We start from the raw sequence: 13,229 nt of genomic DNA on the forward strand, positions 1-13,229 counted from the left end.
ATCAATGGTGGACTATTAACAATCAATGTAGTTTGATCGTAAGAGTAACTCCGCATCTTGAAAAAAGAAAGGATAACACGAATGGCTCAATTTCAATTATTTGATATTCCCAAAAACCAAACAGAATTCTCTACAAAGGAAGTCATGGCGATTACAGGCTTTACTAAAGAAGCCTTACGTTATTATGAAAAACTGGATATTCTAGGTTCCATTAAACGCGATACCAATAATTACCGACGATACTCTGCAAATAATCTCCAACGGATGCAAATAATTAGGATCTTTCAGTACACCGGAATGGAGTTAACCCTGCTGAAGGAATTTTCGGACCATGATCCAATCGAGAAACATCTAAAAGTTTATCAAGACTATCAAGTTTCTCTACAAGAGCATATACAACAGCTAATAGAAATTTCTGAATTCATTGATAAAAAAATTGAGTATCTCAATGAACGAAAATCTTCGAATAAAAATTAAACAAACTTATTGCTATGTGGTTAAGCCCATAGTTTATGATGTGAGTAAATTTGAAAGAAGGTTTTTTAATGAAAACAATAGCAATTCATCAATTTGGTTCAGCCCAAGAATTACAAGAAACAGAACTAACTCAATTACCATTACAGAAAAACGAGATTTTGATCACCAACCATGCCTTTAGTATTAATCCTATGGATATCGCTGGTCGTTTAGGTATGCTGGATAAACCCTTTAACGAACTATGGTCTTTTCCGATCGTTCTCGGCTGGGATTTTGCCGGGTTGGTAGCACAAGTGGGCAGCGACGTGACTAGTTATCAAGTAGGCGATCCTGTTTTTGGTAATGCCCCCACTGTGCGACCAGGAAATAACGGGACCTACAGCGAATCAATTATTACCACACCAGAATTGATTGCTCCAATTCCTGCTGGATTATCCTTTGATAAAGCAGCCGCTTTACCAATTGCTGGTTTGACCGCTTATTGTGCCATCGTGAAGAATCTGAGCCTACAGGAAAACCAAAAAATATTGATCCAGGGAGGCGCTGGCGGCGTTGGTCTGATCGCTGTACAAATTGCTAAAGCTTTAGGAGCCTACGTAGCTGCCACTGCAAGTCCATCTAATCATGCTTTGCTGAAGGAAATGGGCGTCGATGAACTGATTGACTACAATCAAGTTTCTCCAGGAGATGTTTTGCAGGATTATGATGCCGTTTTTGATACGGCGGGAGATATTGACTCTGGTTTAAACGTTTTGAAAGCTGATGGAAAACTAGTAACAGTTGCCGCTCAGCCTACTCCTGAACAGCAGCAGGATCAACAAAAACAAGTCAGTTTTCAATTTACAAATGGGACATCAGAGGACTTAACAGCCCTTGCCAACCTCACACTTGAAGGAAAAATCAACTTGCAGCTAACAATCATGCCGCTCTCAGTTGAGAATGTTCAAAAGGCCCATGAAATGATCGAAGGACGCCATACTAGAGGTAAAATTGTCATTCATGTGAAGGATTAGGAAAACGTATTAGCTTGAAGAACATCTCTGTCCAGTATCCTATTTAGTCACACTTCGCTTTTAATAGATATTCCTTCAGAAAATAAAGACACACAAACGTGTACATAGCCCAAGAATGTACACGTTTTTTGTGCTATCTATGATGTATACAAAAGGACAATAAAGAAAAAAAGACCCTTCTTTTTATCAAGAAAGGGCCTCTATTTACTTCAATTTTTCATTACCACATTTTCTTTAGCAAATAACCCGCTGTTCCAAACAAACTAATGCCAAAAATTACCCACAAGAAACTACTTTTCGAATCATTGGTTTTTGGATATTGCTTCTGGGTGTTGCTACTTGGGATAGTCTTTGTTAAAACGTTACTAGTTGTGCTACTTGAATCACTTGATTGCGATTTTTTCGTCGTACTAGTCGTTCCTGACGTAGATTCTTCGGAACTTTTGACTGATGTACTTGGTTTTGTTGTACTTGACGTTGTCGTGCTTGGCGTCGTTGTACTTGGCTCTGTTGTACTTGGCGTTATATCTTTATACGTATTGGTCAGTGTAAACTGATTGTTTTCTTGATTTAGAGAGGTTTCAAACCCTTCTGGAATATTCACTTCCTGAATCGTATAAGCAATCGTCTCGCCTGCGTTATTGTACAAAGGAAGATCGCTCGTTTTTCCGTCAATTGAAATGTTGGAAATCTTAGTTTTAAACCCGTTCTCTTTTGTTAAAGAAAGCGTTGGTGACACGTTCCAGGCCTGTTGGTTTACCAACGGAGAGCGCTTGATTTGATAATCTATTTGGTTAGGAATCAAATCTTCAGTCGCATTTTCCCATTTTTTTTCAACACCTAATTGTACTTTTGGTGCTTTAATTGATGGAATCGGAAAATCTAGCAAGTTGCCGTCACCAGTCGGGTCCAACGTTGTCCGTTGGTTGCACAAGTACCAGTATTCCCCTCGAAAATCACTGGACTCCGTGTCGATTCTGATTGAATACGTAAGCGTGATCCGTTCATTCGATCCCAATGAGATATTCGACAAGGTAATGACTTGATTGTTTTCATTTACCGCAACATTTGTTATTAAATCATCAGCTGAAACCCACTCATTCTCTGCATTTTTGCGCCAGCCCTTAAGAGTATATGCATCTGAATTGAAATTGCCACTGCCCTGTAACAGAATTCCCTGCCCCAGCGGATCACTGACCGTCCCATTAGGAATTGTATTGTCCACAGCGTTCGCAATACCTTTTAATGCTTCTCCTAATTCAGTTAGGTTTTCATCGATTGAGTGATAGTTTTTTTCACTGCTTGCGAGATTTCTAGCGATATACTCTCCTCGACTAGTTGGTGCCGTTCCAATGGAATACAATTGAACGCCCGTTTCTTTGATTGCGACAGCTGTTCCTAGCGTTGCATCTGTAACAACACTCTTTTCTACGAGCGTGCCATTGGTGTCAGAGATATTGTCGCTCGTGTTGAATTTTTCTGAGTTTGTTTGAAAGTCCTTATAATAAATAGCGGTGTGAAACCCATTGTAATCAATAATTTCTCCAGTATTGTTATAAGTTTGAGCATTCTCAGAAGGCAGATAACTACGATTGGCACTGCTATCACCAATATGAACCATCATTTTCTCAGCTTCTGGTCGTCCTTGATTTTTAAGCAGAGTATCCCCTGCAATCAGACCTTTTTGCATAAACGTACCTGTATGACTTTCAGCGATATTTCTCAAAAAATTCTCCAAGTCATCTAAATTATTAGTAAACCCATTCGTTTCATACACATACCGATTGTAAGCAACGATTCCAATTTTCACGTTTCCATTGGATAAGGAGCTGCCTAATTCATTTCCGAATTCCTGTAACCCTTTCAGCACATTTGCCAACTTTTCTCCATTCATAGAAGAAGAATAGTCAATTACAAGTACGATATCTAGAGGATAAGTGATTTGATTTCCTTTGATGTCTAACGTCACATCGAATAGGCCTTGTTTGCTTGGATTTTCTGCAACTGTCTTTTTAAGATAAGCTTGATCTTGATAATTAATAAACCCTTCGCTATCGACAGGGATTTCGGCCGTATTTTGGTATCCATAGTTATACGTATCGCCGTCAGCAACACCATCCGCTATCTTATTTCCTGAACTATTGGTTTCATAACTAAAACGATTGGTGTCTACCGATACACTGTGCGTTCCAATTGTAAGAAAAAATATACTCACAATAAAACCAATACAAAAAAATAATTTATTTTTCATATTAAAACTCCTCATATTGATTTATTTCAATCAAATTATAGCATCGAGTCAGTTAAAATGATTGTATATCGCTCAGCTCGTTCTTTGATGATCTATTCATAATCCGATGGAATAATCTATTCAATGATCGTTTATTTACCTCAAACGATATGGTTGGCAAATAATTAAACGCCCAATGAAAAGACAGCGGATATAATTTCAACTTTAAATAAAATACGGTCATTATTAGAATCACAAAGGTCTCCTTTTCTTTACTACGAAAGAAACGGATGATTCTTTCCTTCATATATGACCTAATTTTTTTATATATACTTTCCGATGCTTTTTCCTATTTATCCAATCTGCTACATACAAATAAGCAAGCTGTTTGAAAGATTTCACCTCAAATAGCTTGTCTTATTAGCGATTAATTTAATTTTGTCGTTTTGAAATCTGTTGGATATTTAAATTCAACTGGTCCGTCTTTCGTTAACAGTTCTTCAGTCAATGTCAGTTCAAAAATCTCTTGTGTTTCGTACGGATTGAAGTAATAAGTGCCGTTCGATACATCAAACACAGCTCGGTATTGCGTATAGTCGATCGAGCCATCGTTTTTAATGTTCACACCCTTTGGAATCGTAACGTTGTCCAAAATTTTAAACATCGCATTCAAAGAATCATCGACGGTTTCTCCTGATTCAATTAATGCTCGCAAGTAGACGGTTCGAACAAATCGTTCTGGTGAAGTATACCCGCCAGGCAGCCCGTACGTGCCGGAACCTTGACCGAAAGGCTTGATTTCATACCCATTGATTTTTTTATTTGAAAAGTTGTTGGGTTGAATACTCAAATAATTATTCAAATTTTTCAAATGCCAGCCAAACTCTGGGCTATTTGTCATGACGCCAACTGGATTATCTTTTATTACCAATTCGCCGCTATCTGATTCAAGCACCACAGTTTCACCGGTTTTATCAGTTACGATGTAATGAAGCGGTGGTACAAAACCTAAAACCGGTACTTCCTTTTCAACAATCTGTACCTCGGCGATTCGCTTCCGCAATTCAGAAATGCTTTCGATCTCACCTAGTAGCCAGATAATAAATTCATGAGGAGCCAAATTGACAGACGCCTCTTTTTCTTCAGAGCTGTATTTGGCTTCATTTAAAAAGTAAAGCTCTGCAACTGCAAGCCCCTTTTCATTGATCCCATCTGCTAGAAAATACTCTCCTAGATTTCGCCCCGTCCCAAGAAAGCCGTATTTTGTTTGTTGCGAGCCATTAAATTGCTTTTTCCATACATAATTTCTGGGAATCACGACTGGTCTTCCTTCTAGCTGAAAGCCAAAATCCATGGTTCTTGCTAAAAAATGCTGCTGCGCTTGATTTGTCAACGTTAAACTAGTACACATAATCGATTACTCCCTCAAAAATAAGTGACCTATACTCTTTTATAACAGGTTATTTAAAACGCTCCTTGACTGAAGAGGACATATCCTTAAACTGTTTTCCAACAGCCTTGCCCTTTTCTGCGTACTCTTCTCCGATACTTTTTCCTTCTTCACTGTATTTTTCGCCTAATTTGGCTCCTTGTTCTTTCGTTTGCTCAAAGCTTTCTTTTAATTTGTTAATTTCATCTTTAAATGACATACTACTCTCTCCTATTCTTCGTTAATTATTTTTTTCCAATCAATGATCAAATACTGACCGTCCGCATCTTTTGGTAAAATCTCTGTTAATAAGCGAGCCTCTAATTGTTTCAGATATGCTTTCTGAGCATCTCTATGAATTTCCTTCACGACCTCTGCTTTTTCGGCGACTAAATCTTGGTCAATGAACATCGCATCGATGGGCTCCAGATTGATATGGGAAAGAAATGGCGTTTCCCCTTCAACAGCTAAGAAAATATCGAGAAAATTGATCTTTTCTTTAGGCTTTTTCAATTTGTATCCGCCCTGCTTAGACGCATAAGATTCAATTAAATCCGCGTGCTTCAATTTCGTCGCGATCTTCTGTAAGTACGTATGTGAGACATTCATTCGCTTACTGATTTCACTCGATTTTAGCGAGTCATTTTCCGGTAATTCTGCTAACATAACTAAAATTCCAATAGCTTGGACGTAGGACGATGATAATTTCAAGTACTCACCTCTTTCTACAGACATTATATATCCATGGATATTTTTTGTCTACAGTTAAGTTGGAGATTTTTCAATGTCTGAAAACAACGGTGACTTGGAAAACGAAGTGTTTAATAGGAGGGATTTCGTATTATGTTCCCGTAGTTAGCTCTGCTTTTAACAACTGCTGAACTCTGGCTAATTCTTCTGGAGATAGACGCTGATAAGAGATTTCATCTTGCATGAATCCTTCTCCTTTTGCCTGATCTGATTCAATCGTGCTAAAGGCGCTGCGGTATTTTCTCGCTACTATCTCTAGATCACTAAAAGAGATATCCGTTTTGATCGTACTGCCAAGACTCGTTAATATTTCTTGATAACGGCTGATCCCTTTGATACTGAGTGCTTGCTTCATAATTCCAGCGATGACTTGACGTTGTCTTGCCTGTCGACCATAGTCTCCTTCAGGATCATCATAGCGCATGCGAACATATTTTAACGCATTACTTCCGTCTAATCGCTGAGAGCCCTTTGGAAATTCTGTTTCTTCATAGGTAAAGGCAAAAGGATTGGAAACCTCAATATCTCCAACTGCATCAACAAGGGATTCAATCCCCTTCATATTGATCGACACGTAGTAATTAATTGGAATATCCAGTAATTTTTCTACCGTAGCGATCGTCATCGCTGTACCTCCGAACGCATACGCATGATTGATTTTATCCATTGTATTATGTCCAACGATTTCAGCGTAAGTATCACGGGGCAAACTGACCAATACAGTTTTTTCTTTTTCAGGGTTGACTGTAGCCACCATGATCGTATCAGAACGCCCTTGTTCTGAGCGCCCCAAGCTGCCGGTATCCACTCCGAGTAATAATACACTGAAAGGTTCCTGCTGTTTTAAGTCTACGGTCTTTAATTTTTGTGTTCTAGCCAGAGGCTCATAGGCTTCTTCAGTAGTTTCTTTTACATCGTAGAGAACTTTTGCCGCAATTGCAGTGAGCAACAGAATCAATACTAGTAACGTAGACACTAGAATCGTTAGGACTTTTTTCATTCGGAGTACTCTATGTGGCCCATTTCTTTTTCGCTTATTTCCCATTCTTGTGCTCCATTACTTTTTCAGATTCTTCAGCCTTCATCGCTTTATCACTAAAAGTCTGTGCGAGGATAGTCACAATACGTTTACTTGCCTGACCATCGCCGTAAGGATTCGCCGCTTGAGCCATCGCTTGATAAGCTCCTTGATCCTCCAGCAATCTTTTGACCTCTTGATAAACAGTCTCTTTCTTAGTCCCCACTAGTTTTAACGTTCCTGCTTTTATTCCTTCAGGTCGTTCTGTCGTATCACGCAGCACCAGCACAGGCACCCCAAGTGAAGGCGCCTCTTCTTGTACACCTCCAGAATCGGTTAAAATCAATGTACTGCGTTGCGCAAAATTATGGAAATCAAAAATATCTAATGGCTCGATCAGCTGAATATTTTTAATTTTACCCAACTCATGTTCAGCAAGCTGACGAACTGCCGGATTTTTGTGCATGGGAAAAATAATCTCGATATCTTTTTTCTCTTCTGCTAATTGAGCCAATGCTTGAAAAACTTCCGTCATCGGTCTGCCTAGGTTTTCTCTTCGATGCATCGTGACTAATAAACGGCGCCTGTCATTATCAATAAGACTGGGATGAGTATAGTCTTTACGAATGGTGTATCTCATTGCATCGATGGCGGTATTTCCCGTAATAAAAATCTGCTCCTTAGAACAATTTTCCTTCATTAAATTAGCAGCACTATCTGCAGTTGGCGCAAAACACAGGTCAGATAATGAATCGACCAGCTGACGATTGATTTCTTCTGGAAATGGGGAATACTTTTTCCAAGTTCGCAGTCCCGCCTCGACATGACCTATAGTAATCTGCTGGTAATAAGCGGATAACGCCGCTGCCAATGTGGTTGTAGTATCTCCGTGAACTAAGACCACGTCTGGAGCTTCCGCCTCCAAGATAGGGGTCAAACCTTCAATAATTCTCACCGTCACATCGCTCAAACTCTGTTTTTCCTTCATGATTTTCAAATCATAATCTGGCATAATTTGAAAGAAGTCCAAGACCTGATCCAACATATCTCTATGCTGTCCAGAGACAACAACACTAGATTGAAAGCGCGAATCCTTCTCCAAATGCTTAATCACAGGCGCCAGCTTTATAGCCTCCGGTCGAGTACCAAAGATCGACATTACTTTTATCGGCATATGTATCTCCCTTTATTTAATAATTTGTCTCATACAACAAAGAATCTTGAAGGAGAGTGTCATCAGCTCCTTCAAGATTCTCTAGATTTTAAACATAAAACAAGCGAATTGAAGATCTAAATAATAAAAAGATTGATTGTTCTCGCCAAATATTGATCAATGAAAAAATCTATTATTGTAGATTCCATGTTTTAAGGGCTTTGTCAGCTGGAGCATAGGCCAATTTTGTTGGTTTTTCTCCTGGTTCGATCAAATAAAACAATTTGCCCTTCGAAGTTTTTTCGGGCTCTAAGACACCGCCAAAAGCTTCCATTTCCTCAGTTACGTTGTATGTTTTATCTTTTTTATTCTTTTTATCTTTTTTATCTGTCACCAATTGAAAATCAATCGCCCCTACCCCTTTGTCTTGAGTACCGATATTTTTGCATTCAACTGTAAAGGTAACGAGCTGCTTTGGCTTATCTGCTTGATCGACAGACTCACTGGTGGATACGTCAGTGATTTTCATTTCGACCCCATCCGCTGTAAAAGGTGTGTCTAATCCGTCTTTCATGGTAACTTCGGATACTTTAGCAGAAGTATCCTTACTGCCGTCAGTTTCTTTATTACTCGACGTATCACATCCCGTTAAGAAAAAACAAACTGCAACAATACTTAATAATATTTTTTTCATTCAAAATCTCCGTTCGTTAGTTAACTTGAACTGTTTTTCTATCTAATTCCTTACCATCTGGACCATAAGCTACTAGGTACGCAGTGTCGCCCTTTTTAATTGCGTTGCCTACATAATAGTTGAAGGTTCCATTTTTGAAGGTTCCGCCAATTGAAATCAAACCACCATTTACATAAAGACGAGCTTGCTTCACATCGCCCACATAAATACCCGTAATTTCAACTGCACCAACTGTATATGCATTTGGAGAAATGCTGCCCTTGTATGAAGAGCTGGTAAAGTTGACCTTCACATTTTCCTGAAGCAATACATCGTTTGCGCCATAGGCATTCATTGTGACAACATCGCCTTCTTTAATGCTGCTGCCAACATAATAAGTGAATTGACCATTTTTGAAGGTTCCGCCCCATGAAATAACATTTCCGTTGACTGATAAACGAGCTTTCCGCACATCACCAGTATAGGTTCCGGTAATTTCTCCGTTGCCTACTGTGTATTGACTAGGTGTAATCGTTCCTGCTTGAGCGGGTGTTTGTTTCACAGTTACACGATTATTTTGAGTCAATACCGCATTGTTTTGGGCGTATCCGTTAATCAAGACATTGTCGCCAGCTTTAATTCTTGACGGTCCTACCCAATAAGTAAAGCGGCCATTACTGAAGGTTCCACCTAAAGAAAGAACCGTTCCATTGACAATTACTTTCGCTTTCTTCACATCGCCACTGTAACTACCAGTGATGTATTCATCGCCGACTGTATAGCTGTCCGCTACCATTGTGCCAGATGTGTTTGATTCTACTTGTACATTTTTAGTGTCCAGCTCTTTATCGTCTGAAGTAAGAGCAACTAAACGGACATTTGAACCTTTTGAAATAACATTTTGGCCCACATAATAAGTGAAGCTTCCGTTTTTAAAGGTTCCGCCTTGTGAAATTAATTTGTCATTCACATACAATTTCGCTTTTTTCACATCGCCAGTGTATGTTCCGGTAATTTCAACAGCGCCAACGGTAAATTTATTTGGTGTAATTGTTCCTTTAGCTTCTGGAGCAGCTAGGATGTTTACTTTGTTATTTTGAGTTAACACATCGCCGTCGACATCATACCCATTAACAAAAACACTATCGCCTTTTTGAATGGCATTTTTACCAACCCAATAGCTGAACTCCCCATCCTTGAAGGTTCCACCTAAAGAAAGAACTTTTCCGTTAACGATTACTTTGGCTTTCTTCACGTCACCACTATAGGTTCCGCGAATATATTCATCGCCAACTGTATAATCGTAAGCAGAAAGTGTGCCGCTGTAATTAGACAATACTTTTACTGCTTTTTCATCTAATTTCTTTTTATCTTTGTCATAAGCCATTAACACGACTTTAGAATTTTTCTTAATCAAGCCAGTGCTTACTTCATAAGCGAATTTTCCATCCTTAAATGTTCCGCCAGTAGATACTAAATGGCCGTCCACGTAAAACTCTAAATATGAAACGTTGCCTTCATATGTTCCTGTGATTAATCCATTTCCGACTGTATAGTCACTTGGAGTAATACTGTGCTTCGTTGCTTTCACTTCAACTTCAATATCTTTGGTAGTAATACCTTTATGACTATCTTCTACCGAATAAGTGATGAAGTATTTACCAGGGACATTTGTATTGACGGTGTTTGATTTAATATTGATTTTTGATGTCAAATCGCCATCTTCTTCATCGTGAGCAGTAATTCCTTCTAATGGATTAAAAGGCTCGCCCTGTTCGATTACTTTGTTTTCAGCATTAATTACTGGTAGTGTGTTTTGAGCAACTGTTACTTCGATTGTTTTCGTAGCTGACAAACCGTGGCTGTCAACAATTTTGTAGGTTACAGGATAGACGCCAGGAACATTCGATTTCACCTGATTATCTGTAATAACGATGTTTTTAGTGATATCGCCGTCTTCCTTGTCAATTGCGGAAACACCCTTCATGGCAAATGACCCTGTAAAGTCGTCACCTAAAACAATTTTGCGATTTTCAGCTGTTAATACAGGTTTTTCAGTTCCATAAGCTGGGTCAAGCTTCGCATACTCTAAGTAACCGCTTGACTCTTTACCACCACCGACTGTCCAGTCAATAACATTGTTATCTTGTGTTAAAGCGGTGTTGAAATGATATTTTCCGTCTAACGAACTTGGCACACGAATTTCTGTATCCGTTACAAATCCGCCTAAATCAATACTTACTGAAGTGTAAACATGTGGGAAAAGACCAATAACTGTTGTAATACTTGGATTTTGAATAATCAGTGAACAGTTATCTGGATCAACCTTGATGTCTGTTGATTTGTACGTATACGATTTGATTGGAATACCAAGATTGTAAGCCTTCATTTCACCAGATAAATAGTTAATAAAGCGCGGGTCTTCTAGCAATGGCTTAAATTCATTTGGTAATTTCACTTGATAATACGTTTTGTCTGCAATCCCTAAGTTTGCTACTTGTGTAATATTTAGGTCAACGGTTAAAATACCTTCTGTTTTTTGGTTGTTGATCACTAATTCTTTATCTGTTGATGTTTTTAAACCAATTTTCCCCCAAGCAATCAATCCCAAATCCATCGGTTTGATCGATGCCGTCTTTGATTCTTGTTCTTCGTTATCTTTAGAAGTATCCTCCTTTTCTGTAGTCGGAACTTCTGAGGTAGGTACTTCTTTTGATTCGGTTGTTTCCTGTACAGGTTCAGCGCTCGACTCAGGAAGAGCCTCCGACAAGCTGTCAGTTGTTAACCCCTTTGTCTCCGGTGCTACCTCCTCAGTTCCTGCAGCTTTTTCTTCTGCCAAAGCTGTGGCCGGTAGTAAGCCTGAGTTTAGCAACATTAAACTGCTAGCCCCAATTGTTAATAATTTCTTTTTCTTCACTAATTTTACCCCTTTCTTTTTTTTATCATTGATTTAAAACACCGCTTATCCATCGATCACCCCCTAATATTTATAATATTTATAGTTTCCAGCACTCACAGATTTAGCTCCGTTATAAACAAAGCCGATTAAACGGGCGTTTGACCGTTTAAGCAAGGTTTTGCACTTTACTAAATTATTTCGTTTCGTACGATTTTCCCGGACTACTAAAATGACGCCATCGACTTTTGAAGAGAAAATCTGAGCATCTGTAACTACTAATAATGGTGGTGAATCAACAATGATATAGTCATACTGTTCTTCCAGCTGCCGAAAAATTTCATTTAAGCGATTAGAATTTAACAGCTCTGATGGATTAGGCGGGATCGGACCCGCTGGTAAAAAATCCAAGCCCTTAACTTGCGTACTTTGAATGGCTTCACTTGGCTCACTACGTAGATTACTTAGCAAGGTGCTTAGACCTGCTGCTCGATTCGAATAGGTAGTGAAAAATTTACCTGCTGTTGCGCGACGTAAATCTCCGTCAATCAGTAATATTTTTTTATTTGCTTCCGCCATAACAACTGCCAAGTTCGCCGCAACGGTGGTTTTTCCTTCCTCTTGTTCTGTAGAGGTGACCAAAAGCAGCTTTAACGGCTGACCTGAGGAGGAAGCAAACTGAATACTCGTTCGAACATTGCGATACTGTTCGGTAATAGGTGAAAATCGATTCTCAATCGATATTAAGCGTGTTTCTCTTTCCTTCATGTAGTGACGCTCCTAAATTTAGACTCTTTTTCGTTGTCTTCTGGATATATGCACCGTATCCTCCGACAAATTTCTTTTCAAAAGGTCCTTATCCTTGGCAGACATTTTCATATCCACACTTGTGGTATAAGGAATGATTCCTAATGCATTGGTTTCAAAAATCTCATAAACGGCTTGCTCCGATTTGATCGTCTGATCCACACTTGCTCGCAGCAGAACGAATAGAAAGCCGACCAACCCCCCAATAAATAAGCTTAGAACTAAATTTAATTTATGATTAGGCGAGATCGGAGAACGGCTTGCTGTCGCCTCCGAAGTAATTGAGATCTCTCCAGGGATTTGGCTTTCTGCTAAAGCCTCTTGAAAGATTTGCGAAGTGATATTTGCCAAATGAGCCGATAATCTTGGACGATCACTTACAGCTCGGATCGAAAAAAAAAGCGATTCCTGCTGCTGTTCTAGTGTAATGGCCTCCCTTAATTCACTCATTGACATCTGCTGATTCTCTTCAGACTTCAGCTTCTCCTGTACCTGACCTAAGACTAAATCACTTAATACCAATTCCTTGTAGGTTTTTACCAATTGGAGATTGGCCGTGATTTCATTCGAAAGGTTTTCTTCATTTGTTTTCGCCGCAGCAATCATTTGCGTCTGCGAACTGTATTGCGGTGTGATCCAAAAAAAAGAAATATAGCCGCCCAGTAGTAATCCGACGAGACTAAAAAGCATAATAGTTGGTAGCTTTTCTTTTATTGTTCGTGCAAAAAAAGAAAAATTTAAATTCTCATCCATAGTGGTTTGTTGCCTCCGATAATTAATGTG

At 39.1% G+C, this 13,229-nt stretch carries 12 protein-coding genes; 2 read left to right on the forward strand and 10 right to left on the reverse strand.

Annotation, left to right across the window (positions count from 1 at the left end; genetic code table 11):
- The first annotated feature begins 81 nt into the window (after positions 1-81).
- Positions 82-477, forward strand: a complete 396-nt coding sequence (locus OMU_RS04175) for a MerR family transcriptional regulator (protein ID WP_016178718.1) — start codon at positions 82-84, stop codon at positions 475-477.
- Positions 478-545: 68 nt separating this feature from the next.
- Entirely contained in the window at positions 546-1,490 is a 945-nt protein-coding gene (locus tag OMU_RS04180) for an NADP-dependent oxidoreductase (protein ID WP_016178719.1), read from the forward strand.
- Positions 1,491-1,710: 220 nt separating this feature from the next.
- Here OMU_RS04180 and OMU_RS04185 read toward each other — a convergent pair whose 3' ends face one another.
- From OMU_RS04185 to OMU_RS04230, 10 genes are all read right to left on the reverse strand, one after another.
- Positions 1,711-3,741 carry a VWA domain-containing protein gene (locus OMU_RS04185; protein ID WP_016178720.1) on the reverse strand — a complete coding sequence of 677 codons (2,031 nt, stop codon included), beginning with the start codon at positions 3,739-3,741 and terminating at the stop codon, positions 1,711-1,713.
- Positions 3,742-4,147: 406 nt separating this feature from the next.
- Entirely contained in the window at positions 4,148-5,131 is a 984-nt protein-coding gene (locus OMU_RS04190; RefSeq protein ID WP_016178721.1) for a choloylglycine hydrolase family protein, read from the reverse strand.
- A gap of 49 nt (positions 5,132-5,180) precedes the next feature.
- A complete protein-coding gene (locus OMU_RS04195) occupies positions 5,181-5,369 on the reverse strand; it encodes a hypothetical protein (RefSeq protein ID WP_016178722.1) in 189 nt (62 codons plus the stop codon).
- 11 nt (positions 5,370-5,380) lie between these two features.
- A complete protein-coding gene (locus OMU_RS04200; RefSeq protein WP_270500905.1) occupies positions 5,381-5,860 on the reverse strand; it encodes an Rrf2 family transcriptional regulator in 480 nt (159 codons plus the stop codon).
- Between the two features lie 130 nt (positions 5,861-5,990).
- On the reverse strand, positions 5,991-6,944 hold the full coding sequence (locus OMU_RS04205; protein ID WP_016178724.1) for an LCP family glycopolymer transferase: 954 nt from the start codon (positions 6,942-6,944) through the stop codon (positions 5,991-5,993).
- Positions 6,934-8,091, reverse strand: a complete 1,158-nt coding sequence (gene wecB, locus OMU_RS04210; RefSeq protein WP_016178725.1) for a non-hydrolyzing UDP-N-acetylglucosamine 2-epimerase — start codon at positions 8,089-8,091, stop codon at positions 6,934-6,936. Before wecB ends, OMU_RS04205 begins: the two co-directional genes overlap by 11 nt.
- 172 nt (positions 8,092-8,263) lie before the next feature.
- Positions 8,264-8,764, reverse strand: coding sequence for a DUF4352 domain-containing protein (locus OMU_RS04215; RefSeq protein WP_016178726.1), 501 nt, complete (start codon positions 8,762-8,764; stop codon positions 8,264-8,266).
- Positions 8,765-8,780: 16 nt separating this feature from the next.
- Positions 8,781-11,660: an immunoglobulin-like domain-containing protein gene (locus OMU_RS04220; RefSeq protein ID WP_016178727.1), complete on the reverse strand. Its 2,880-nt coding sequence runs from the start codon at positions 11,658-11,660 to the stop codon at positions 8,781-8,783.
- Between the two features lie 63 nt (positions 11,661-11,723).
- On the reverse strand, positions 11,724-12,407 hold the full coding sequence (locus OMU_RS04225; protein WP_016178728.1) for a CpsD/CapB family tyrosine-protein kinase: 684 nt from the start codon (positions 12,405-12,407) through the stop codon (positions 11,724-11,726).
- Between the two features lie 18 nt (positions 12,408-12,425).
- Positions 12,426-13,199 (reverse strand): YveK family protein, encoded by a 774-nt coding sequence (locus OMU_RS04230; protein WP_016178729.1) that lies wholly within the window; start codon positions 13,197-13,199, stop codon positions 12,426-12,428.
- Between the last annotated feature and the right edge of the window lie 30 nt (positions 13,200-13,229).

It is taken from the genome of Enterococcus avium ATCC 14025 (genome assembly GCF_000406965.1).
Lineage (GTDB): Bacteria > Bacillota > Bacilli > Lactobacillales > Enterococcaceae > Enterococcus_A > Enterococcus_A avium.

What these genes read in the sequence shown, in the direction of transcription:
- OMU_RS04175 (WP_016178718.1), top strand. Translation starts at nt 82, where the DNA reads ATGGCTCAATTTCAATTATTTGATATTCCCAAAAACCAAACAGAATTC.
- OMU_RS04180 (WP_016178719.1), top strand. Translation starts at nt 546, where the DNA reads ATGAAAACAATAGCAATTCATCAATTTGGTTCAGCCCAAGAATTACAA.
- OMU_RS04185 (WP_016178720.1), bottom strand. Translation starts at nt 3,741, where the DNA reads ATGAAAAATAAATTATTTTTTTGTATTGGTTTTATTGTGAGTATATTT.
- OMU_RS04190 (WP_016178721.1), bottom strand. Translation starts at nt 5,131, where the DNA reads ATGTGTACTAGTTTAACGTTGACAAATCAAGCGCAGCAGCATTTTTTA.
- OMU_RS04195 (WP_016178722.1), bottom strand. Translation starts at nt 5,369, where the DNA reads ATGTCATTTAAAGATGAAATTAACAAATTAAAAGAAAGCTTTGAGCAA.
- OMU_RS04205 (WP_016178724.1), bottom strand. Translation starts at nt 6,944, where the DNA reads ATGGGAAATAAGCGAAAAAGAAATGGGCCACATAGAGTACTCCGAATG.
- wecB (WP_016178725.1), bottom strand. Translation starts at nt 8,091, where the DNA reads ATGCCGATAAAAGTAATGTCGATCTTTGGTACTCGACCGGAGGCTATA.
- OMU_RS04215 (WP_016178726.1), bottom strand. Translation starts at nt 8,764, where the DNA reads ATGAAAAAAATATTATTAAGTATTGTTGCAGTTTGTTTTTTCTTAACG.
- OMU_RS04225 (WP_016178728.1), bottom strand. Translation starts at nt 12,407, where the DNA reads ATGAAGGAAAGAGAAACACGCTTAATATCGATTGAGAATCGATTTTCA.
- OMU_RS04230 (WP_016178729.1), bottom strand. Translation starts at nt 13,199, where the DNA reads ATGGATGAGAATTTAAATTTTTCTTTTTTTGCACGAACAATAAAAGAA.